Here is a 23,318-nt window from a genome sequence, read left to right as displayed (position 1 = left end):
TCAATGAACGACACGGCGTCTTCCCCTTCACGTCTGCTCAAAATCACCGCTGTGACGGCGCGCTGGCTGTTGGGTCTGTTGATCGCCGCATGGCTTCTGCTGGCGCTGTCAGTCGTGGTCCTGCACGCGTGGATTGTGCCGCGAATCGGTGATTTTCGCGGCGCCCTGGAAGCACAGGCTAGCAAGGCCATCGGCGTGCCGGTGCGCATCGGCTCGATCACCGCCCGCTCCGAAGGGCTTTTTCCGGCCTTCGAATTGCGCGACGTGGTGCTGCAGGACGCCGACCAGCGCGAGGCGCTGCGCCTCGTGCGCGTGGTGGCCAGCGTGTCCCCGCGCTCGCTCTGGCGGCTGAACTTCGAGCAGCTCTACATCGAGGGCCCGCAGCTCGACGTGCGCCGCGACACTCAGGGAAAACTCCATGTGGCTGGATTGCACATGGCCACCGACACCACCGGAGAAACCCGTGGCGCCGACTGGTTTTTTGCGCAGCGCGAACTGGTGATCGAAGGCGGCACCGTGCGCTGGACCGACGAGCTGCGCCAGGCCGAGCCGCTGATGCTCACCGACGTGCGCTTCGTCGCGCGCAACACCGCGCGCCGCCACGGCCTGCGGCTCGACGCCACGCCGCCGGCCGGCTGGGGCGAGCGCTTCACCCTGCGCGGGCAGTTCCGCCAGCCGCTGCTGTCCATCCGCAGCGGCCACTGGCAGACCTGGGACGGGCAGCTCTACGCCGACCTGCCCTACATCGACGTCACGCGCCTGGGCCAGTACGTGTCGCTGGACGCGCGCATCCGCGAAGGCAACGGCGCGCTGCGCGTGTGGGCCGACGTGGACGACGGCCAGGTCGTGGGCGGCGCGGCCGACCTGGGGCTGGCCAAGGTCGACGTGTCGCTCGACAAGGGCCTGCAGCCGCTGGTGCTGCGCGCCGTCACCGGCCGCCTGGCCGGCCTGCTGACCGAAGACACGCTCGAGTTCTCGACCACCGCGCTGCAGTTCGACACCAGCGACGGCCTGCGCTGGCCCGGCGGCAACCTGTGGCTGCAGCACACGCCCAACAAGGGCCGCACGCCCGAGCACGGCGCCATGCGCGCCGACCGGCTCGACCTGGCCGCGCTGGCGCTCATCGCCGACCGGCTGCCGCTCGGCGCGGCCACGCACAAGGTGCTCGATGCCTACGCGCCGCGCGGGCTGGTGGAGCACATCGACGTCAACTGGCAGGGCTCGCTGGGCGCGCCAGAGCGCTACCAGGCCAAGGGACGCATCGTCGGCCTGCGCGTGGCCTCGCAGCCCGGCGCGAGCGACGCGGCGGCCACGGCATCAGCCACGACATCGACCACGGCATCGACCACCACGCCGAACGCACCCACGACCAACGCCGCAGCCAACGCGGCAGCCGCCACACCGCCCAAGGTCCACCCCGGCACGCCCGGCCTGAGCGGCGCCACCGTCGACTTCGACGCCACCCACACCGGCGGCACCGCCACGCTGGCCATCGCGCAGGGCACGCTCGAATTCCCCGGCGTGTTCGAGGAGCCGGTGATTCCCATCGACCGGCTTTCCACCCAACTGCAGTGGAAGCTCGACAAGGGCAACGCCCAGCTGCAGGTGTCGAAGCTCAGCTTCGCCAACACCGACGCCGAGGGCGACGCCCAGGCCAGCTGGCGCACCAGCGACCCGGCCACCTCGAGCAGCAAGGCGCGCTTTCCGGGCGTGCTCGACCTGCAGGGCAAGCTCACGCGCGCCGACGGCACGCGCGTGTTCCGCTACCTGCCGCTGGACATTCCCCAGCACACGCGCGACTACGTGCGCGACGCCGTCACCAAGGGCACCGCCAGCAGCGTCGACTTCCGCGTGCGCGGCGACCTGCACGACATGCCCTTCATGGACCCGAAGCTGGGCGACTTCCGCATCGCGGCCAAGGTGGCCGATGTCGACTACGCCTACGCCCCCCCTCACAACCCGCCCACCCCCGCGCGCAACGGCATGCCCCCGCCCGTGTGGCCGCCGCTCACGGCGCTGTCGGGCGAGCTGGTGTTCGAGCGCGCCGGCATGCTGGTGCGCAACGCGCGCGGCCGGCTGGTCGGCGCGCCGGGCGTGGAGGTGACCCGGGCCGAGGCGCAGATTGGCGACATGTCGCACCACGCCTCCCTGCTGCGCGTGGACGCGCAGGCCAAGGGCCCGCTCGCCGAGGTGCTGCGCGCGGGTGCGCCGCTGGCGGGCGAAACCGGCGAGATCATGCTGCGCGCGCGCGCCACCGGTTCGGCCGACTACAAGCTGCACCTGGAGCTGCCGCTCGCCGCCATGGACAACGCCAAGGTGCAGGCCAGCGTGGTGCTGGCCGACAACGAGCTGCAGGTCGTGCCCGAGGCGGCCAGCTTCAGCCAGGCCAAGGGCACGCTCAACTTCACCGAGACCGGCTTCGCGCTGGCCAACGTGCAGGCGAAGCTGCTCGGCGGCGACATCCGCGTGGAAGGCCGCGGCCGCTTCAGCGGGCCCAACCGCGAAGTGGCGCTGAAGGCGCAGGGCACCGCCACCGCCGACGGCCTGCGCGGCGCGCGCGAGGTCGACTGGCTGGCCCGCCTGGCCAGGAAGGCCACGGGCAGCACGCCCTACGCGGCCACCTTCTCGATGCGCGACGGCACGCCCGAGTTCTCGCTCACCAGCACCCTGCAGGGCCTGGCGCTGCAACTGCCGCCGCCGCTCGTGAAGACCGCCGAGGAGCAGATGCCGCTGCGCATCGAGAAGAAGGTGCTGGCGCGCGAAACCCGCACGGGCACGGCCGTGCCCGTGGGCACCGCCACGCAGGACCAGCTGCTGCTCGACCTCGGCCGCGTCGGCAGCGTGCAGTACGTGCGCGACCTGGTGGGCGGCGAGGCCCGCGTGGCGCGCGGCAGCATCGGCATCGGCCTGTCGGCGGGCGAGACGGCCGCGCTGCCCGACAAGGGCGTGTTCGCCAACATCAACGTGGCCAAGCTCGACACCGCCGCGTGGCAGGCGCTGGTCGGCGAGGCCACCGGTTCCGCCCAGGCCGCGCCGGTGTCGTCCGGCACGGCCGCCACCGAAATGCCAGAGCGCGCGGACGACCCGTCGATGGCCTACCTGCCCACGCGCATCGCCGTGCGCGCGCAGCAGCTCGCCGTGGCCGGCCGCACGCTGCACAACGTGGTGCTCGGCGGCACGCGCGACGGCGCCCTGTGGCGCGCCAACATCGACGCCACCGAGCTCAGCGGCTACGCCGAGTACCGCCACACGCAGGCCGGGCGCCTGTATGCGCGGCTCGCGCGGCTGAAGATCGCGCCCAGCGAGGCCACCCAGGTCGAGACCCTGCTCGACGAGCAGCCCGGCACGCTGCCCGCGCTGGACATCGTGGTGGACGACTTCGAGCTGCTCGGCAAGCGCCTGGGCCGCGCCGAGATCGACGCGGTCAACCGCGGCGGCGCGGGCCGCGAATGGGCGCTCAACAAACTGGCCTTCACCATGCCCGAGGCCAGCTTCGCCGCCAAGGGCACCTGGGCCGGCGTGCCCGGCGGCACGGCCGGCCAGCGCCGCACCGGCATGACCTTCAGGCTCGACATCGCCGATGCCGGCGAGCTGCTCGCGCGCTTCGGCATGCCGGGCGTGCTGCGCCGCGGCAAGGGCCGGCTGGAGGGCGACGTCAACTGGAGCGGCTCGCCGTTCTCGCTCGACTACCCCAGCCTGGGCGGCCAGCTGCAGGTCGACGTGGAGCAGGGCCAGTTCCTGAAGGCCGACCCGGGCCTGGCCAAGCTGCTGGGCGTGCTGAGCCTGCAGGCGCTGCCGCGGCGCCTCACGCTCGACTTCCGCGACGTGTTCAGCCAGGGCTTCGCCTTCGACTTCATCCGCGGCGACGCGAAGATCGCCAAGGGCATCGCCAGCACCAACAACCTGCAGATGAAGGGCGTGAACGCCGCCGCGCTGATGGACGGCTCGGCCGACATCGTGCGCGAGACCACCGACCTGCGCGTGGTGGTGGTGCCCGAGATCACCGCCGGCACGGCCGCGCTGGTGGCCACGGCCATCAACCCGGCCATCGGGTTGGGCGCCTTCCTGGCCCAATGGGTGCTGAGCAAGCCGCTGTCGGCGGCCGCCACGCAGGAATTTCACATCGAAGGCACCTGGGCCGACCCCAAGATCGCGAAGGTGCCGCGCTCGCTGCAGCTGCTGCCACAGGGCATTCCTTCGATGCCGGGCCTCTCGGGTGCGAACGAAGGCAAGAAACAGGAGACCACGCAATGAAAGTCGCAGCCATCCAGATGGTGTCCGCCATCGCCCGCGAAGCCAACCTCGCACGCGCCCACGAGCTGCTCGCGCAGGCCGCCGCGGCCGGCGCCGAGCTGGCCGTGCTGCCCGAGTATTTCTGCATGATGGGCGCGCGCGACACCGACAAGCTGGCCCTGCGCGAGACCGCCGGCGCGGGCACGGTGCAGGGCTTCCTGGCCGACGCGGCGCGCGAGTTCGGGCTGTGGATCGTGGGCGGCACGCTGCCGATAGAAAGCACCGACGCCGAGCACGTGTTCAACAGCTCGCTCGCCTTCTCTCCCGAGGGCAAGTGCGTGGCGCGCTACGACAAGATCCACCTCTTCTATTTCGACAACGGCACCGAGCGCTACGACGAGCGCCGCGTCATCGCGCCGGGCCACGAGCCCGTGGTGTTCGAGCTGCCTTCGCGCGACGGCCACGCCTGGCGTGTGGGCATGAGCGTGTGCTACGACTTGCGCTTTCCGGAGCTGTACCGCGCGCTGGCCAGGCAGGGCGCCGACCTGATGCTGGTGCCCAGCGCGTTCACGCGCACCACCGGCGCCGCGCACTGGGAGGTGCTGCTGCGCGCCCGCGCCATCGAGAACCTGGCCTGGGTGGTCGCGCCCGCGCAGGGCGGCACGCACGAAAACGGCCGCCACACCTGGGGCCAGTCGCTGGTGGTCGATCCCTGGGGCGCGGTGGTGGCGCAGCAGCCCACCGGCGAGGGCGTGGTGCTGTTCGACATCGACGCCGCGCAGGTCGCGCGCACACGGGCGCAACTGCCCGTGCTGTCCCACTGCGTGCTCTAGCGATGTCCGATGCGCTGCTGACCGTCGCACCGCAGCGGTGGGCGCTGCTGGCGCTCGCGCGGCTGCGCTCGCTGTGGCAGCGCTGGTTCCTGTGGCTGCTGCTGGCGGTGCTGGTGTCGGCGCTGCTGGTCACGGTGGTGTGGCTGGCGGGCCGGCACGAGGTGGAGCAGGTGCAGGCCGCGCTCGACCGCGACACGGCCGACGCCGTCTCCGACCTGCGCAGCGGCTTCCAGCGCAATGCGCAGAGCCTGCGCGCCACGCAGGCCCCGGGCGCCGACCGCGCGCTGTGGCCCGACATCGCGGCCTCGCTGCTGCGCGAGCACCGCGAGTGGCTGCGGCTCGAGTGGCGCGACGCCGCGCTGCGCCCGCTGCAGGCCGTCAACACGCCCTACCGCATGCGCATCCTCGACGAGGCCACGCGCGGCGCCGAGCAGTCCGACGTCACGCTGGCCTGCGCCGCGGCGCGCAAGCTGGGCGCGCCGGCCTACTCGCCGAGCCACTACGTGCCCATTGCCGGCGGCGGCGGCGTCGAGGTGATGGAGCTGTGCGTGCCCATCGACGCGGGCGGCTACCTGGTGGCCAGCTATTCGCTGCGCGACGCGCTCATCGAGCTGGTCGGCCCCACGCTCACGCGCGGGCAGGAGGTGGCCTTCACCGAAGCCGACGGCACGCGGCTGGTGGCGCTGGGCACCTCGCGGCGCACCGGCACGCGGGTGTTCACCTCGCAGCAGCTCATCGACCTGCCGGGCACCGCGCTGATGCTGCGCGTGGACGGCTGGCGCGCCGCGCCCGACCTGTTCCCCAACATGCTCACCGCGCTGGTCACGGCCATTTCCATCGCGCTGGTGTCGGTGCTGGTGCTGCTGGCGCGCGACACCCGCCGCCGCCTGCGCGCCGAGCGCGATCTGGCCGACGCGCTGGCCTTTCGCAAGGCGATGGAAGACTCGGTCATCACCGGCCTGCGCGCGCGCGACCTGCAGGGCCGCATCACCTACGTGAACCCGGCCTTCTGCGAGATGGTGGGCTTCAGCCCCGAGGAGCTGATGGCGGGCAACGCCGAAACATCCGCCGCCCCCGGCGCACCCAGCGCACCCGAAGCGCCCTATTGGCCCACCGAGCTGGCGCACGAATACCAGCAGCGCCAGGCCCGGCGCCTGGCCGGCGGCATGCCGCCGCGCGAGGGCTTCGAGTCGGTCTTCATGCGCAAGGACGGCACGCGCTTTCCGGTGCTGATCTTCGAGGCGCCGCTCATCAACGCGCACAAGGTGCAGACCGGCTGGATGAGCGCCTTCATCGACGTGAGCGAGCAGCGCCGCATCGAGGAGCTGTCGCGCGCCAGCCAGGAGCGCCTGCAGGCCAGCGCGCGGCTGGCCACCGTGGGCGAGATGGCCTCGCTGCTCAGCCACGAGCTCACGCAGCCGCTGGCCGCCATTGCCAGCTACGCGAGCGGCTCGCTCAACCTGCTCGGCCCGCACGCCAAGGGCGACCAGGGCGAGGTGGCGATGGCCGTGCGGCGCATTGCAGAGCAGGCCGACCGCGCCGGCCAGGTGATTCGCAGCGTGCACGACTTCGTGCGCCGGCGCGACCGCACGCGCGAGCCCGTGGCGCCGCAGGCGCTGATCGACGCGGTGCTGCCGCTGGTGCGGTTGCAGGCGCGCAAGCTGGGCGTGATCATCGAGGTGGTGTTCGAAGACAAGCTGCCCGCGGCCATGTGCGACCGCACCCTGGTCGAGCAGGTGCTGCTGAACCTGGCGCGCAACGCCATGCAGGCCATGGACAGCCCCGACAACGTCGGCAGCCGCGTGCTGCGCCTGCGCGTGGCGCGCGCCGTGGCGGTGGGCGGCACCGGGCAGGAAGACGGCCGGCGCTGGATCGAGTTCTCGGTGGCCGACCTGGGCTGCGGCATCGGCGCCGAAGTGGCCGAGCGGCTGTTCACGCCCTTTTTCACCACGCGCGCCGACGGCATGGGGCTCGGCCTGAGCCTGTGCCGCACGGTGGTGGAGCAGCACGGCGGGGCGCTGGTGTTCGAGCCCAACAAGCCGCGCGGCACCGTCTTCCGCTTCACGCTGCCAGCCGCCGGCTGACGCCGCGTTCAACCAACAATCTCCTGGACCTCATGGCATGCAACCGCTGATCGATGGCTTGATCTTTATCGTGGACGACGACGCCAGCGTGCGCGAGGCGCTGGCCTGGCTGCTGCGTTCGCGGCGCCTGGCGAGCGAGCATTTCGGCAGCGCCGAGGCGTTCGAGCAGTTTCTCGACCAGGGCCCGCTGCCCGAGCAGCCGCTGTGCCTGCTGCTGGACGTGCGCATGCCCGGCACCAGCGGGCTGGTGCTGTTCGATCGGCTGGTGGAGCGCGGGCTGCTGCCCGCGATGCCGGTCATCTTCCTGACGGGCCATGCCGACGTGCCCACGGCGGTGGACGCCGTGAAGCGCGGCGCCTTCGACTTCTGCGAGAAGCCGTTCTCGGACAACGCGCTGGTCGACCGCATCGAGCATGCGCTGAATGCGTCGCTGCAGGCGCTCGAGGTGCAGCGCCTGCGCCGCGGCCTGGCCGAGCGCATCGCCGAGCTGACCGACCGCGAGCGCGACGTGATGCGGCTCGTGGTCGAGGGCCTGCCGAACAAGCTGATTGCCGACCAGCTCGCGATCAGCGTGCGCACGGTGGAGGTCCACCGCGCGCGCGTGTTCGACAAGATGGAAGTGAAATCGGCGGTGGAGCTGGCCAACCGCCTCAGGGACCTCTAGAGGTCGCCTGAAAGCTCAGGGCTTCGGAGCTTTCGGCCTTCAGGCCTCAGGCCTCAGGCTTTTTCCGCCACGAAGATTTCCACGCGGCGGTTCTGCGCCCGGCCTGCCGCCGTGGCGTTGTCCGCCAGCGGTTCGCGCGAGCCGCGGCCGTCGGTGGTGATGGCCGTGGTCGACACGCCGCGGCCCACCAGGTGGTTGCGCACGCTGTCGGCGCGGCTCACCGAGAGGCGTTCGTTGCCTTCTTCGCTGCCGGTGCTGTCGGTGTGGCCGATCACGCGCACGCTGGCGGCGGTGGCGCTCTTCAGGCCGCCGGCGACCTTGTCGAGCACCTGCGCCAGGTTGCGCTTGACGTTGGCGCGGCCCGTGTCGAACGAGAGTTCGTTCGGAATCACCACGTGCAGCTGGTTGTCGGCGGTCTGCTCGATCACCGCGCCCGTTCCCTTGGTCGATGCCTCGAGGTCGGTCTTCAGCGCCGCGAGGCGCGCCGTCCAGCTGTTGGCTGGGGCGGCGGCGACCGGTGGGGCCGGTTCGGCCGCGGCCGGCGGTGGCGACTGCGAAGCGCAGCCCGCGACGAAAACCAGCGCGGCCATGGCGGCGCCGGCAACAACAAACTTCCTCATGAGTTTCCCTCTCTATGGACCAATGGAATGGTGGCGGGAACCGGCCTTTCAGCGCGGCCGTGTTCCCTGTGCGGTGACGCTGCGAGCCCGGGGTCAGCCTCGCGGTGCGCGTTCACCCACGTAGATTTCGACGCGGCGATTCTGTGCCCGGCCTGTGTCGCTGTTGTTATCGGCAATCGGTTCGCGCGAACCGCGGCCTTCGATGCGGAAGGCCGCCGCGTTCACGCCGCGCGCCACGAGGTAGTCGCGCGTGCTGGCCGCGCGGTCGACCGACAGCGGGTTGTTGATGGCGTCCGAGCCGGTGCTGTCGGTGTGGCCGATGATGCGCACCTCGGCGTTCGGGTTGTTGCGCAGGCCATTGGCGAACTGGTCGAGCACGGGCGCGAAGTTCGACTTGATGTTGGCGCGGCCCACGTCGAATGACACGTCGCTCGGGATCTGCAGCTTCAGCTCGTTGTTGGGCGTTTGCGTGACGGCGATGCCCGTGCCTTGCGTGGCGGCTTCCATCTGGCGCTTCTGGTTTTCCATGCGCTGCGACCACAGGTAGCCGCCCAGCGCGCCGGCTGCCGCGCCGACCACCGCGCCCGTGCCGATGGCACCGCGGTTGCCGCCGGTGGCCGAGCCGATGGCCGCACCGCCCAGGGCGCCGATGCCGGCACCGATGCCGGTGTTGCGTTGCGTGTCGCTCATGCCGCCGGCGCAGCCGGACAGGACGACAGCGGCGGCACAGGTGGCGAGTACGAATTTTTTCATGGCGTTTCCCTTTCAAGGTTGAGTCAAGCGGGCCACAGCTTAGCTCCGGGGAGCACGCGATGGTACGGCCTGAAAGCCCTACGGAAAATAAGAAAAGCTTCGCAATCGCCCATGAATGCTACGATGATTGCTACTAAAGTAATAGCAACGGGGTGCTTCTCCGACACACGGCATCGGCATCGGGCTACGCGCGGACTTCAGGGTCGAGGCGGCGGATTGTTCTTTGCGCTGCCCGGGCGGTCGGAGGTGTCCGGGGTGCCGCGGTGGGCGTCGGCATCGTCCTCGTCGTGCAGCTCACCCTTCTTGCGCCCGGAAAACATGGTCCACCAGATGATCAAGATGAACACGAGTCCCGCGGCGAGGGCTTCAAGCAGAATCAAACCCATGAGAAATGGACTCCAGTGGCTGGTCGGGCTTGTGATCGTAGCAACGCTCGCAGCCTGTTCCACCGGCCCGCGCGCACCTGACGTGCCCACCCGCCCCCCCGCCATCACCCCGCCGCGCGACCTCGGTCCGCTCACCGGCTCGCTCGCGCACCCCAAGAGCCGCTGGGTGCCGGTCGGCTGGTCGGAGCTGCCGGGCTTCGGCGAAGACCCGCTGCACGAAGCGTGGATCGCGCTGCTGGCCAACTGCTCGCGCCCCAACGCCGCCTTCGCGCCGCTGTGCCGCGACGTGCGCCAGCTCACCATCGCCACGCCCGAAGAGCAGCGCCAGTGGATGACCGACCGGCTGCAGCCCTACCGCGTGGAGGCGCTCAACGGCCAGACCGAAGGCAAGCTCACCAGCTACTACGAGCCGGTGTACGAGGCCTCGCGCACGCCCACCGCCACCTTCAACGTGCCGATCTACCAGGCGCCCGAGGGCCTCGCGCCGCGCCGCCCCTGGTACACGCGGCAAGAGATCGAGACGCTGCCCGAGGCGCAGGCCGCGCTGCGCGGGCGCGAGATCGCGTGGATGGCCGACCCCATCGACGCGCTGATGCTGCACATCCAGGGCTCGGGGCGCCTGCGCATCACCGAGGCCAACGGCTACCAGCACACCGTGCGCATGGCCTTCTCGGCCACCAACGAGCAGCCCTACCGCAGCGTGCAGCAGTGGCTCATGAGCCAGGGCGTGAGCAAGGTCGGCAAGTGGCCCGACGACACCAAGGCCTGGGCCGCGCAGAACCCGCAGCGCGTGCCGCAGCTGCTGTGGAGCAACCCGCGCTACGTGTTCTTCCGCGAGGAAACCATGAGCGAGGTCGACGCTGCCTTCGGCCCGCGCGGCGCGCAGGGCGTGCCGCTGACGGCGGGGCGCTCCATCGCGGTCGACCGCGAGAGCATTCCCTACGGCACGCCGGTGTGGCTTGCGTCCAACGGACCGGCCGCGCAATTGCAGAAACTGGTGGTCGCGCAAGACACCGGCAGCGCCATCCTCGGCGCGGTGCGCGCGGACTACTTCGCGGGCACCGGCGCCGATGCCGGGCGGCTGGCCGCGAGCATGAACCAGCCGCTGCGGCTGTGGGCCTTGTGGCCCCGGCAGTTGCCGGCGCCCTGATTCGAAACGGGCCCGGCGCAAGGGCCTGTTCCCTTTTTTCCAGATGACCGGCGCGCCCTTGCGGCGCGCCTTGTCATGGTTCTGTCATGCGCGATGCATGGTTCCGTCACGGGCGCCTTTTAAGGTTCGCGGGCTGACGAGAGGCTGACTTCTTTTGACTTCAGACCTCACGGCGATCCCCTCCCACGATCTCTGGAAAACAAAATGACCGATTCCACCAAGGCGCCCGGCGCCTCCCGTCGCCACGCCCTCAAGTTGCTCGGCGCCGCGCCCATGTTGCCACTGGGCGGTGTCGCCTTCCTGACCGCTTGCGGCGGCGGCAGCGACGGCGGCCAGACCTTCCTGCCCATCGCGCCCGCCCCGGCGCCGGCACCCGCTCCGGCCCCTGCGCCCACGCCGAACTTCGTTTCGGCCGAGTTCGGCAGCATGCCCGCGCCGTCGCTGGCCAATGCCGCCGCCATGGCCACCACCACGGTCGCCTCCACGCTCAAGGTGTCGTTCGACAACGGCACCTCCACCGAATACCAGCTGGCCTACCAGCCCTTCTTCCTGACCGGCGACATGGTCTCCGACGGCAAGGGTGGCAAGGTGCTGGCCGGCGGCTACGTCGACATCAACAACAAGCCGATCATGGACGTGTCGGTGGTCGGCAAGGAGCGCCAGTTCTTCTCCGACGCGCCGGACGGCAGCTCGCTGCTGACCGTTCCCAATGCCAACGTGCCCGGCGTCAAGGGCAAGCCGGTGTTCGCCGTCGTGCAGTTCGAGTACATGACCAAGAACCAGAAGGGTGACAGCACCTACGGCCAGCTGCCCTCGCCCATCGCCGTGCTCACGCTCGACCAGGACCAGACCACCGGCAAGCTCTCGCTCGTCAAGTACCACAACGTCGACATGTCCAGCGCCCACGGCCTGTGGATCACCTGCGGCGCCAGCCTGTCGCCCTGGGGCACCCACCTGTCGAGCGAAGAGTACGAGCCCGATGCCTTCACCGCCACGTCCAACGCGCAGTTCAAGGCCTACAGCAAGAACGTGTTCGGCAGCGAGACCACGGCCAAGGCCTACCACTACGGTCACCTGCCCGAAGTCACCGTGAACCCCGACGGCACCGGCAGCGTGAAGAAGCACTACTGCCTGGGCCGCATCTCGCACGAGCTGATCCAGGTGATGCCTGACAACCGCACCGCGCTGATGGGCGACGACTACACCAACGGCGGCCTGTTCATGTTCGTGGCCGACAAGGAAAAAGACCTGTCCGCCGGCACGCTGTACGTCGCCAAGGTGGGCGCCGGCTTCTCCATCGACCCGGCCGCCGCCGGCGCCGATTTGACCTGGATCAAGCTCGGCCACGCCACCAGCGCCGAGATCGAGGCGCTGGCCAACACGCTCGCGCCGACCGACATCATGGACGTGAAGTACGCCGACCCGACCGACGTCAGCTACACCAAGATCTTTGCCGACGGCGCCGCCCAGTGGATCAAGCTCGTGCCCGGCATGGAAAAGGCCGCTGCCTTCCTGGAGACGCACCGCTACGCCAACCTCGTGGGCGCCAGCATGGCCTTCACCAAGATGGAAGGCACCACCGTCAACGCCAAGGACAAGATCGCCTACTCGGCGCTGGCCAACATCCAGTCGTCCATGGTCAAGGGCAACGCCGCATGGCGCGCCGACCTGAACGTGACGGTCGAAAAGGCCCTGGTGGCCGGCGGCGTGCTCGCCCACACCCTGGCCGGCGGCAAGAAGGACACTGCCGGCACTTCCATCAACAGCGACTGGGTGCCCGTGCTCACCAAGGCACTGCTGGTGGGCGAGGACATTGCCGCCGACGCGCTCGGCAACACCGCCCACGCCGACAAGATCGCCAGCCCCGACAACATCAAGTTCTCGGAAAAGATGCGCACCCTGTTCATCGGCGAAGACAGCGGCAACCACGTCAACAACTTCCTGTGGGCCTACAACGTCGACACGAAGAAGCTGTCGCGCATCCTGTCGACGCCGACCGGCGCGGAGTGCACGGGCCTGCACGCCGTGGACGAGATCAATGGCTGGACGTACATCATGAGCAACTTCCAGCACGCGGGCGAGTTCATCAAGACGGCCACGACCGAGGTGAAGAACGCGCTTGGCCCGCTGGTGAAGGCCAACTACAACGACGCTTTCAGCGCCGCCGTCGGCTACCTCACCGCCGACCCGATCCAGCCCAAGCTGGCCAAGTAAGCGGCTTGCCCGCTATTCAGGACGGCGCTGTCGGCAACGGCAGCGCCGTTTTGTATCTCACCTGCTTGAGCGCGAAGCTCGAGCGGATCTTCTCGATGCCTGGAATCGGCGTGAGCTGTTCCATGATGAATTTTTCGAGCGCCGCCATGTCGGCCACGGCGATGCGAATGAGGTAGTCGCGGTCGCCCGTCATCAGGTAGCACTCCATCACCTCGTCGTGCTCGGCGATGCGCTGCTCGAAGTCGGCCAGCGACTGCTTGCTTTGCGTGCGCAGGCTGATCGAGATGAACACGTTCAGGCCCAGGCCCAGCGCCTTCGGGTTGGCAAGCGCCACGTAGCGGTCGATGACGCCGTTGGTTTCCAGCGCCTTCACGCGCGCCAGGCAGGGCGAGGGCGACAGGTGCACGCGGCGCGCGAGTTCCACGTTCGACAGCGCGCCGTCGCGCTGCAGTTCGTCGAGGATGCGCAGGTCGATGGCGTCGAGTTGCATGAAATGCCGTCTCCAATTCTGTTTTAAAAATTTTATGCTGCGACCTTGGCACGGATTTGCGAGCGCCGGTAGCTAATTTTCATGGGTGCGGCCTAAAGTGCCGGTATGAACGCCCCGATCTCGCCCGACCAGATGCGCGCCCTGTTGCTGGACGCGTCGCCCACGCCGCTGTCGCACGACCCCGACCCCACGGAAACCGCCGAATGGCGCGACGCCTTCCTGGCGCTGGCGCAAACGCAGGGCCCGCAGCGCGCGCGGCAGATGCTGGTGGAGCTGGCCCGCCTGGCGCGCCAGCAGCGCATCGGCTGGCAGCCCGAGCTGGCGACGCCGTACGTCAACACCATCGCCGCGCAAGACCAGCCGCCATTTCCGGGCGACCTCGCCGTGGAAGAAAAGCTCGCCTCGCTGATGCGCTGGAACGCGCTGGCCATGGTGGCCAAGGCCAACCAGGCCTACGGCGAACTCGGCGGCCACATTGCCAGCTACGCGAGCGCGGCCGACCTGTTCGAGACCGGCTTCAACCACTTCTTTCATGCGCGCAGCGAACACCACCGCGGCGACCTGGTGTTCTTCCAGCCGCACAGCGCGCCCGGCGTGTATGCGCGTGCGTACCTCGAAGGCCGCCTGAGCGAAGAAGACCTGGCGCACTACCGCCAGGAGCTCACCGCCCCGGCCTTCACGGAAGGCACGGGCGCGCGCGGCCTCAGCAGCTATCCGCACCCGTACCTGATGCCGGACTTCTGGCAGTTCCCCACCGGCTCGATGGGCATCGGCCCCATCAGCTCGATCTACCACGCGCGCTTCATGCGCTACCTCACGCACCGCAACCTGCTGAACTGCGAAGGCCGCAAGGTGTGGGGCGTGTTCGGCGACGGCGAAATGGACGAGCCCGAATCCATGAGCGCGCTGACGCTGGCCGCGCGCGAAAAGCTCGACAACCTCGTGTGGGTGGTCAACTGCAACCTGCAGCGCCTGGACGGCCCGGTGCGCGGCAACGGCCGCATCATCGACGAGCTCGAGAAGCTCTTCGCCGGCGCCGGCTGGAACGTCGTCAAGCTCGTGTGGGGCAGCGACTGGGACGGCCTTTTCGCGCAGGACGTGAGCGGCGCGCTGGCGCGCGTGTTCGCGGAAACCGTCGACGGCCAGATGCAGACCTTCGCCGCGAAGGACGGCCGCTTCAACCGCGACAACTTCTTCGGCCAGAACCCCGAGCTCGCGCGCCTGGCCGAGGGCATGACCGACGAGCAGATCGACCGCCTCAAGCGCGGCGGCCACGACCTCGTGAAGATCCACGCGGCCTACGCCGCCGCGGCCGCGCACAAGGGCCAGCCCACCGTCATCCTCGCCCACACCAAGAAGGGCTACGGCATGGGCAGCGCCGCGCAGGGCAAGATGACCACGCATTCGCACAAGAAGATGGGCGACGTGGACCTCATCGAGTTCCGCGACCGCTTCAACCTGCCGCTGACCGACGCGCAGGCCACCGCCATGGACTTCTACCGCCCGCCGGAAGACAGCGCCGAGATGCGCTACCTGCGCCAGCACCGCGAAGCCCTGGGCGGCGCCATGCCGCGCCGCGAGACCGCATGCGACGTGGTGCCCAAGCCCGACATCGCCAGCTACGCGCAGTTCGCGACCGCCGCGGCCGGCAAGGAAATGAGCACCACCATGGCCTTCGTGCGCATGCTGGGCAACCTCATGAAGGACAAGGCCCTGGGCCCGCGCATCGTGCCCATCGTGGCCGACGAGGCACGCACCTTCGGCATGGCCAACCTGTTCAAGCAGGTGGGCATCTACTCGAGCGTGGGCCAGCGCTATGCGCCCGAAGACATCGGCTCGGTGCTGAGCTACCGCGAGGCCACCGACGGGCAGATCCTGGAAGAGGGCATCAGCGAGGCCGGCGCCATCGCGAGCTGGACGGCCGCGGCCACCAGCTACAGCGTGCATGGGCTGGCGATGCTGCCCTTCTACATCTACTACTCGATGTTCGGCTTCCAGCGCGTGGGCGACGCCATCTGGGCGGCGGCCGACCAGCGCGCGCGCGGCTTCCTGCTGGGCGCCACTTCGGGCCGCACCACGCTCGGCGGCGAAGGCCTGCAGCACCAGGACGGTAGCAGCCACCTCGTGGCCGCGACCATTCCCAACTGCAAGGCCTACGACCCGGCCTACGCGGGCGAGATGGCGGTGATCGTCGATGCGGGCATCCGCGAAATGATGGTCGAGCAGAAGGACGTTTTCTACTACGTCACGCTCATGAACGAGAACTACGCGCAGCCCGACGTGCCCGCGGGCGCGGAGAGCGACATCCTGCGCGGCTGCTACCGCTTCGGTGTGTACACGCCCACCTCCGGCAAGGCGCAGAAGAAGGTCACGCTCATGGGCTCGGGCGCCATCCTCACCGAGGTGGTGAAGGCCGCGCAGCTGCTGGCCGACGAAGGCATCGAGGCCGAGGTGTTCAGCGTGACGAGCTGGAGCGAGCTGGCACGCGACGGCGCGGCCTGCGAGCAGCGCGCACTGGCCGGCGCGAGCGCGGAAAAAGCCGGCACCGCCTTCATCGCGCAGCAGCTCGGCAAGGGCGAGGGCAAGGGTAAGAACACCTCGCCCATCGTCGCCGCCACCGACTACGTGCGCGCCGTGCCCGAAAGCGTGCGCGCCTTTTTGCCGGAAGGCCGGCGCTACCTCACGCTGGGCACCGACGGCTTCGGGCGCAGCGACACGCGCGCCGCGCTGCGCGGGTTCTTCGGGGTGGACGCGGCCAGCATCGCGAACGCTGCGCGGCACGCGCTGCGCTGAGGCCACGCGGCCGGGAGGCGTGTGCGGGCGCGCCCGTGCGGAGGGCCTGCGTTAGAGTCGCAGGCCCCACCTTCCGCCCCATGACCGCCCGCTTCCAGTCCGTAGCCCCCACCGTCCGCCTGGCCGACCAGGTGGCCGACGCGCTGGCCGCCGAGGTGCGCAGCGGGCGGCTCGGCGAAGGCGACCGGCTGCCCACCGAGACCGCATTGGCCGCGCAATTCGGCGTGAGCCGCACCGTGGTGCGCGAGGCGGTGTCGCGGCTCAAGTCGCTGGGGCTGGTCGATTCGCGCCAGGGCAGCGGCGTGTACGTGCGCGCCGCCGGCATCGAGCCGCTGCGCTTCGACATGCCGCACGTGGCCTCGCGCGAAGCCGTCATCCAGATGGTCGAGCTGCGCCGCGCGCTCGAGGCCGAAGTGGCCGCGCTGGCGGCCGAGCGCCGCACCAAGACCGACCTGCGCCGCATCCGCGAGGCCATCAAGGCGCTGAAGGCGGCGGTGGTGGCCGGGGGCAACGGGGCCGACGAAGACGTGCGCTTCCACACCGCCATCGCCGAGGCCGCGCGCAACCCCTTCCTGCTCGGCACGCTGCAGTACCTGCGCCAGTTCCTGCACGGCGCCACGCGCGTGACGCGCGCCAACGAAGCCCGCCGCGCCGACTTCGCGGCCCAGGTGGCGCAGGAGCACGCGCTGATCGTCGATGCCATCGACGCGGGCGACCCGGCGCGCGCGCGCGAGGCCGCCAAGTCGCACATGGACAACGCCATCCGCCGCATCGAGCAGGCCGACCCGGCGTTCTGGCAGCAAGAGGGCGCGCAGCTCGCACGACCGCTGGTCGAAGGCTGGCCCGCGCGCCATTGAGCACCTGGGCCTCGAGGCGCTGAGCCCCTGCACACGGCTCGGGTACGGGTTCAAACGGATCGGCCCGCAGCACCCAAATTTGTATGATGACCTGACAAATTGAAGCGCGGGCGGCAGAAGCCTACGCTGCACACCCGTTCAAGGAAAAGCCCCTCCAATGACCACTTCCCCCTCTCCCTTCGTCGGCGCGGTCGGCGTCGTGGGCCTCGGCGCCATGGGCGCCGGCATGGCGCAGTCGCTGCGCCGCGCGGGCCACGCGCCGCATGTGTTCGACGTGCGCCGCGAGGTCGCCGAAGCCTTCGCGCGCGACGGCGGCACCGCCTGCGATTCGCTGGCCGCGCTCGGCGCGCAATGCGACGTCGTGGTGTCGGTGGTGGTCAACGCCGCGCAGACCGAGTCGGTGCTGTTCGGCGACGGCACCGCCCCCGGCTGCGCCGCCTCGATGAAGCCCGGCAGCCTGTTCGTGATGTGCTCCACCGTCGATCCGAACTGGTCGGTCGCGCTGGAGGCGCGGCTCCAGAAGCTGGGCATCCTGTACCTCGACGCGCCCATTTCCGGCGGCGCCGCCAAGGCCGCGAACGGCCAGATGACGATGATGACCGCCGGCACTCCGGCGGCTTACGACAAGGCCGGCGCGTTGCTCGACGCCATGGCCGCCAAGGTCTACCGGCTTGGCGACAGCGCGGGCGCGGGCAGCAAGGTGAAGGTCATCAACCAGCTGCTGGCCGGCGTGCACATCGCGGCCGCCGCCGAGGCCATGGCGCTGGGCCTGCGCGAAGGCGTGGACCCGGCCGCGCTGTACGAGGTCATCACCCACAGCGCGGGCAACAGCTGGATGTTCGAGAACCGCATGGCCCATGTGCTGGCCGGCGACTACACGCCGCTGTCGGCCGTCGACATTTTCGTGAAGGACCTGGGCCTGGTGCTCGACGTGGCGCGCGCCAGCAAGTTTCCGCTGCCGCTGTCGTCCACCGCGCACCAGATGTTCATGCAGGCCTCCACCGCGGGCCATGCGCGCGAGGACGACAGCGCGGTCATCAAGATCTTCCCGGGCATCGAGCTGCCCGGGAAGCAAAACGACTGAAGAAAGCAGAGACACCATGCACATCCTCATCACCGGCGGCTGCGGCTTCCTCGGCGCGCGCCTCGCGCGCACCTTGCTGGCAGGCGGCGACATCGCCCTGGCCGGCGCCGCCGCGCAAGCCATTTCGCGCGTCACCCTGGCCGACCGCGTGCCACCACCCGCCGACCTGGCCGCCGACGCGCGCGTGCAGTTCGCGGAGGGCGACCTGCTGGCGCAGCTGGCCGCCAACGCGCTGCCCATCGCCGACACCCAGCTCGTGTTCCACCTGGCCGCCGCCGTGAGCGGCGAATGCGAGGCCGACTTCGACCTCGGCATGCGCAGCAACCTCGACGCCACGCGCGGCCTGCTCGAGGCCGCGCGCCGTGCCGGGAGCGCCCCGGTGTTCGTGTTTTCCAGCTCGGTCGCCGTGTTCGGCGATTCGCCCGAGCAGCGCCTGCCCGCGGTCATCGAGGACACCACCTTGCCGACGCCGCAGAACAGCTACGGCATCCAGAAGTTCATCGGCGAGCAGCTGGTCGCCGACTTCACGCGCAAGGGCTTCGTGCAGGGCCGCAACGTGCGGCTCATGACCGTGTCGGTGCGCCCGGGCAAGCCCAACGGCGCGGCATCGAGCTTCCTGAGCGGCATGCTGCGCGAGCCGCTGGCCGGGGAGCGCGCGCGCTGCCCGGTGCCGCCGGACACGCCCGTGGCACTGGCATCGCCCGGCAACACCGTCGCCGGCCTCGTGCGCGCCGCCACGGCCAGCGCCGCCGAGTGGGGCGCGCGCACCGCCGTCAACCTGCCCGCGCTGACCACCACCGTGCGCGACATGGCACAGGCGCTCGAACGCATCGCGGGCAAGGAGGCCGGCGCGCTGATCGACTGGACGCCCGATGCCGCCATTGCCAAGATCGTCACCAGCTGGCCCAGCCGCATCCACGCCGCACGCGCCGAAGCATTGGGCTTGAAGGCCGACGCGAGCTTCGACGCCATCCTGCGCGACTACGTGCGCGAGAACGCGCAGGCCGTGAAGCTGCCGGTGAAGGGCTGAGCCATGGCGAACCCGTCCACGCCCTCCGCACAACCCAGGCTCCTGCTCGGCTGCATCGCCGACGACTTCACCGGCGCCACCGACCTCGCCAATAACCTCGTGCGCGCGGGCATGCGCGTGGTGCAGGCCATCGGCGTGCCCGACGGCCCGCTCGGTGCGGATGTCGATGCGGTGGTGGTCGCCCTCAAGTCGCGCACCATCGCGCCGGCCGAGGCCGTCGCCCAGTCGCTCGACGCGCTGCGCTGGCTGCAGGCGCAGGGCGCGCAGCAGGTCTATTTCAAGTACTGCTCCACCTTCGACAGCACGCCCCAAGGCAACATCGGTCCCGTCACCGAGGCGCTGATGGACGCGCTGCAGTGCGACTTCACCATCGCCACGCCTGCCTTCCCCGACAACAAGCGCACCGTGTTCAAGGGCTACCTGTTCGCAGGTGACGTGCTGCTCAACGAGAGCGGCATGCAGAACCACCCGCTCACGCCCATGACCGACCCGAACCTGGTGCGCGTGCTGCAGGCGCAGTGCCAGCGCAAGGTCGGCCTCATCGACCACGCGGTGGTCGCGCGCGGCGCGCAGGCCATCGAAGAGCGCATCGCGCAGCTGAAGGCCGAGGGCGTGTCCATCGCCGTCGTCGATGCCGTGTCGAACGACGACCTGCTGCGCATGGGCCCGGCGCTCGCGAAGTTGCCGTTGCTCACCGCGGGTTCGGGCGTGGCCATCGGCCTGCCGGCCAACTTCGGGCTGGCGCCGTCGTCCCAGGCCAGCGCCTTGCCCCCGGCCGGCGGCAAGCAGGCCGTGGTCTCGGGCAGCTGTTCGCTCGCCACCAACCGCCAGGTGCAAGATTTCGTGCAGCGCGGCGGCGCGGCCATGGCCATCGACCCGTTGCGCATCGCGCAGGGCGCGGACGTGGCGGCCGAGGTCTTGTCGTGGGCCACGCCGCTGCTCGACAAGGGCCCCGTGCTCGTCTACTCCACGGCCGAAGCCGGCGCCGTCAAGTCGGTGCAAGGCCAACTCGGCGCAGAGCAGGCGGGCGCCATGGTCGAGCGCACCGTCGCAGCCATCGCGCGCGGCCTGGTCGAGCGCGGCGTGCACCAGCTGGTGGTGGCCGGCGGCGAAACCTCGGGTGCGTGCGTGCAGGCGCTGGGCATCGCGCAGATGCAGATCGGCCCGCAGATCGACCCGGGCGTGCCGTGGTGCCATGCGCGCTCCGACGCCGCGCCCGCATCGGGGTTGCACATCGCGCTGAAGTCCGGCAACTTCGGCAGTGACGATTTTTTTACGAAAGCGTTCTTGGTGTTGGGGTGACGGCCGCTGGTTCGTGATCGTTATGCGCAGCGGTCGTTGATCGTCCCGAACAGCAACACAGCAAAAGACATGACCGAAACCCAAGCCAGAGAAGAAATCTGCCGAACAGGCCGCAGCCTTTTCGAACGCGGCTACGTGCACGCGACAGCAGGCAACATCAGCGTGCGGCTGGACGACGGCTTCCTCATCACCCCGACCGATGCCTGCCTGGGTTTTCTCGACCCCGCGCGCCTCGCGAAGCTCGATGCGCAAGGCCGGCAGACCAGCGGCGACCGTGCCAGCAAGACCATCGCGCTGCACATGCGCATCTACGCCGCGGCGCGCAAGTTCGACACCGACACGGCCTGCGTCATCCACACGCACAGCACGCACTGCGTGGCGCTCACGCTGAACACGCCGCAAGACGAACTGCTGCCCGCGCTCACCCCGTACTTCGTCATGAAGGTCGGCCACGTCCCCGTCATCGCGTACCACCGCCCCGGCGCACCCGAGGCGGCGGAACAGGTGGCGCAGGCCATCGAGCGGTTCGGAAATTCAGGCACGCCCATTCGCGCCGTGATGCTCACGCGCCTGGGCCCCAACGTGTGGCACGACACGCCCGCCGCCGCCATGTCCGTGCTCGAGGAACTCGAGGAAACCGCCCGGCTCCAGATGCTCACGCAGGCTGCAGGAACAGCAACGCCCGCGCCGCTGGATGCCGATCAGATCGATGAACTGCGCCGCACCTTCGGCGCACGCTGGTAGTACAAACACCCCATGCCCCAATTCGCCGCCAACCTCTCGATGCTCTACCCGGAGCTCGCCTTTCTCGACCGCTTCGATGCCGCCGCGAAAGACGGCTTCCAAGGCGTGGAGTACCTCTTTCCGTACGACTTCGCGAAGAACGAGATCCTCGCGCGGCTGAAGCACAACGGCCTGCAGCAGGTGCTGTTCAACGGCCCGCCCGGCGACTGGAACGGCGGCGAGCGCGGGCTGGCCTGCCTGCCCGGGCGCGACGCCGAGTTTCGCGAGGGCATCGCCAAGGCCATCGACTACGCCGTGGCGCTGGACTGCCCGCGCATCCACGTCATGGCCGGCCTCGTGCCCGAAGGGCTCGCGCGCGACGCGCTGCAACCCGTGTACCTCGACAACCTGCACTGGGCCGCCACCGAAGCCGCCAAGGCCGGGTGCGACGTGCTCATCGAGCCCATCAACACGCGCGACATTCCCGGCTTCTTCCTCAACCGGCAAGACCACGCGCACGAGATCGTCCAGGCCGTGGGCGCGCCCAACCTCAAGGTGCAGATGGACCTGTACCACTGCCAGATCGTCGAGGGCGACGTGGCCATGAAGATCCGCAAGTACCTGCCCACCGGCCGCGTCGGCCACCTCCAGATCGCGGGCGTGCCCGACCGGCACGAGCCCGACCTCGGCGAGCAGAACTACCCCTACCTGTTCGACGTGCTCGACGAGGTGTCGGCGCAATGCGGCTGGCAAGGCTGGGTCGGGTGCGAGTACCGGCCGAAGCGCGGCGCGGAGCCCGGTGGCACGTCGGCCGGCCTGGGCTGGCTGCGTGCGCAGGAAGAGCGCGTGAAGCAACGCGGCGCGCAACGCGCATGAAGCTCGAGGCGCTGCGCATTCCCGCGCCGCTGCGCGGCTTCGACGCTGGCGGTCCCGGGGGTTCCGGCGGTTCCGGCGACGTGAACGTGTTCGACGTCACGCTGGCCGGCGACACCGTCGAGTCCATCGTTCCCAGCGCGCAGCAACGCGAGGCGCGCGGCACGCTGCTGAGCGCGCTGGTCGAAGCGCACGCGCACATCGACAAGAACTACACCGTGCAGGACGTGGGCGCGGCGCAGGGCAACCTGTTTGCCGCCATCGACCGCATGAACAGGCACCGCGACAGCTGGACCGGCGAGTCGCTGCGCCTGCGCATGGAACGCGCGCTCAACGACGCCTGGCGCTCGGGCACGCGCGCGCTGCGCACGCACCTCGACTGGGTGCAGGCCGAGCCGCCCGCCGCGCTGGCGGTGTTCGAGGCGCTGCGCGCCGAATGGCGCGGCCGCGTCGAGCTGCAGTTCGTGTCGCTCACGCCGCTCGACCTGTTCGCCGACCTTGCCGCGGGCGAGCGCATCGCGCGCGAGGTGAAGCGCGCGGGCGGCACGCTGGGCGCGTTCGTCTACCGCAACGACGGCATCGTGCACAAGCTGGGCCGCGTGTTCGACCTGGCGCAGCAGCACGGCCTGGGCCTGGACTTTCATGTGGACGAAGGCCTCGACGTCGAGGCCGGCGGCCTGCGCGCCATTGCGCAGCTGGTGCGCGCGCGCGACTTCCGCCACGGCGTGGTCTGCGGCCACTGCTGTTCGCTGTCGGTGCAGGACGATGCGGTCGCCAACGAAACGCTCGCGCTGTGCGCCGGCGCGGGCCTGCACCTGGTCGCGCTGCCGACCACCAACCTGTACCTGCAGGGCGCCTGGGACCGCACGCCGGTGCAGCGCGGCATCACGCGCATCCGCGAGGCGGCGGCACGGGGCTTGCGTGCGAGCCTGGCGACCGACAACGTGCAGGACGCCTTCTATCCCTACGGCAGCTACGACCTGCTGGAGACCTTCGGCCTCGGTGTGCAGGTGGCGCACCTGGCGCCGGCCTCCGACTGGCTCGACGCCGTCACCGTGAGCCCCGCGAAAGCACTGGGCCTCGCGTGGGACGGGCGCATTGCGCCGGGCTGCCCGGCGGACCTGCTGGTGTTGGCGGCCACCGACGAACACGAGCTCGTCGGCCCGCGCGGACGGCAACGCACCGTCATCCGCGCAGGCCGCGTGCTCGTGCCCCCGACACCTTGATAC

18 protein-coding genes are annotated in these 23,318 nt (G+C 70.1%); 14 read left to right on the top strand and 4 right to left on the bottom strand.

The annotated features are described in order from the left end of the window. The first annotated feature begins 3 nt into the window (after positions 1-3). Genes QTI51_RS30230 through QTI51_RS30215 form a run of 4 tightly spaced genes read left to right on the top strand, consistent with a single transcriptional unit; the run spans position 4 to position 7,814 of the window. The gene (locus tag QTI51_RS30230; protein ID WP_353506560.1) at positions 4-4,254 is read left to right on the top strand and encodes a YhdP family protein; all 4,251 of its coding nucleotides are present in this window, start codon (positions 4-6) and stop codon (positions 4,252-4,254) included. Next, positions 4,251-5,066, top strand: a complete 816-nt coding sequence (locus tag QTI51_RS30225; protein WP_116910382.1) for a carbon-nitrogen hydrolase family protein — start codon at positions 4,251-4,253, stop codon at positions 5,064-5,066. The genes QTI51_RS30230 and QTI51_RS30225 overlap by 4 nt, the downstream gene beginning before the upstream one ends. Before the next feature lie 2 nt (positions 5,067-5,068). Then, positions 5,069-7,150, top strand: coding sequence for a two-component system sensor histidine kinase NtrB (locus QTI51_RS30220; RefSeq protein WP_116910381.1), 2,082 nt, complete (start codon positions 5,069-5,071; stop codon positions 7,148-7,150). Positions 7,151-7,187: 37 nt separating this feature from the next. Next, a complete protein-coding gene (locus tag QTI51_RS30215) occupies positions 7,188-7,814 on the top strand; it encodes a response regulator transcription factor (RefSeq protein WP_093129028.1) in 627 nt (208 codons plus the stop codon). 53 nt (positions 7,815-7,867) lie between these two features. On the opposite strand, the gene QTI51_RS30210 is transcribed toward QTI51_RS30215, so the two are convergent. From QTI51_RS30210 to QTI51_RS30200, 3 genes are all read right to left on the bottom strand, one after another. Next, complete coding sequence (locus tag QTI51_RS30210) at positions 7,868-8,434, bottom strand: OmpA family protein (RefSeq protein WP_116910380.1); 567 nt, start codon at positions 8,432-8,434, stop codon at positions 7,868-7,870. 93 nt (positions 8,435-8,527) lie between these two features. Continuing rightward, a complete protein-coding gene (locus QTI51_RS30205) occupies positions 8,528-9,187 on the bottom strand; it encodes a YiaD family glycine zipper/OmpA-like lipoprotein (RefSeq protein ID WP_116910379.1) in 660 nt (219 codons plus the stop codon). 197 nt (positions 9,188-9,384) lie between these two features. Beyond that, positions 9,385-9,573, bottom strand: coding sequence for a hypothetical protein (locus QTI51_RS30200; RefSeq protein WP_116910378.1), 189 nt, complete (start codon positions 9,571-9,573; stop codon positions 9,385-9,387). Here QTI51_RS30200 and mltA point away from each other — a divergent pair. Together mltA and QTI51_RS30190 are read left to right on the top strand one after the other, a co-directional pair. Beyond that, complete coding sequence (mltA, locus tag QTI51_RS30195) at positions 9,572-10,723, top strand: murein transglycosylase A (protein ID WP_116910377.1); 1,152 nt, start codon at positions 9,572-9,574, stop codon at positions 10,721-10,723. The genes QTI51_RS30200 and mltA overlap by 2 nt on opposite strands. A 204-nt stretch (positions 10,724-10,927) precedes the next feature. Next, positions 10,928-12,937, top strand: a complete 2,010-nt coding sequence (locus QTI51_RS30190; RefSeq protein WP_116910376.1) for a PhoX family protein — start codon at positions 10,928-10,930, stop codon at positions 12,935-12,937. 16 nt (positions 12,938-12,953) lie between these two features. Here the strand turns inward: QTI51_RS30190 and QTI51_RS30185 are convergent, their stop codons facing one another. After that, positions 12,954-13,427 (bottom strand): Lrp/AsnC family transcriptional regulator, encoded by a 474-nt coding sequence (locus tag QTI51_RS30185; RefSeq protein ID WP_116910375.1) that lies wholly within the window; start codon positions 13,425-13,427, stop codon positions 12,954-12,956. A gap of 105 nt (positions 13,428-13,532) precedes the next feature. Here QTI51_RS30185 and mdeB point away from each other — a divergent pair, with 105 nt between their 5' ends. From mdeB to QTI51_RS30145, 8 genes are all read left to right on the top strand, one after another. After that, positions 13,533-16,220 carry an alpha-ketoglutarate dehydrogenase gene (mdeB, locus tag QTI51_RS30180; protein ID WP_116910374.1) on the top strand — a complete coding sequence of 896 codons (2,688 nt, stop codon included), beginning with the start codon at positions 13,533-13,535 and terminating at the stop codon, positions 16,218-16,220. 80 nt (positions 16,221-16,300) lie between these two features. After that, positions 16,301-17,077 (top strand): FadR/GntR family transcriptional regulator, encoded by a 777-nt coding sequence (locus tag QTI51_RS30175; RefSeq protein ID WP_116910373.1) that lies wholly within the window; start codon positions 16,301-16,303, stop codon positions 17,075-17,077. 157 nt (positions 17,078-17,234) lie between these two features. After that, entirely contained in the window at positions 17,235-18,161 is a 927-nt protein-coding gene (gene ltnD / locus QTI51_RS30170) for an L-threonate dehydrogenase (protein ID WP_116910372.1), read from the top strand. A gap of 16 nt (positions 18,162-18,177) precedes the next feature. Next, positions 18,178-19,191 carry a D-erythronate dehydrogenase gene (gene denD, locus QTI51_RS30165; RefSeq protein WP_116910371.1) on the top strand — a complete coding sequence of 338 codons (1,014 nt, stop codon included), beginning with the start codon at positions 18,178-18,180 and terminating at the stop codon, positions 19,189-19,191. 3 nt (positions 19,192-19,194) lie between these two features. Beyond that, positions 19,195-20,493, top strand: coding sequence for a 3-oxo-tetronate kinase (otnK, locus tag QTI51_RS30160; protein ID WP_116910370.1), 1,299 nt, complete (start codon positions 19,195-19,197; stop codon positions 20,491-20,493). Positions 20,494-20,562: 69 nt separating this feature from the next. Then, positions 20,563-21,237, top strand: a complete 675-nt coding sequence (locus tag QTI51_RS30155) for a class II aldolase/adducin family protein (protein ID WP_116910369.1) — start codon at positions 20,563-20,565, stop codon at positions 21,235-21,237. A gap of 12 nt (positions 21,238-21,249) precedes the next feature. Further along, entirely contained in the window at positions 21,250-22,092 is an 843-nt protein-coding gene (gene otnI, locus QTI51_RS30150; RefSeq protein WP_116910368.1) for a 2-oxo-tetronate isomerase, read from the top strand. Beyond that, entirely contained in the window at positions 22,089-23,315 is a 1,227-nt protein-coding gene (locus QTI51_RS30145) for an amidohydrolase family protein (RefSeq protein ID WP_116910367.1), read from the top strand. Before otnI ends, QTI51_RS30145 begins: the two co-directional genes overlap by 4 nt. Positions 23,316-23,318: the final 3 nt, after the last annotated feature.

The sequence above is a fragment of the Variovorax sp. J22G73 genome (assembly GCF_030317035.1).
Lineage (GTDB): Bacteria > Pseudomonadota > Gammaproteobacteria > Burkholderiales > Burkholderiaceae_C > Variovorax.
The sequence above is the reverse complement of the archived record's forward strand: the minus strand, read 5'-3'. Positions and strand labels throughout refer to the sequence as shown.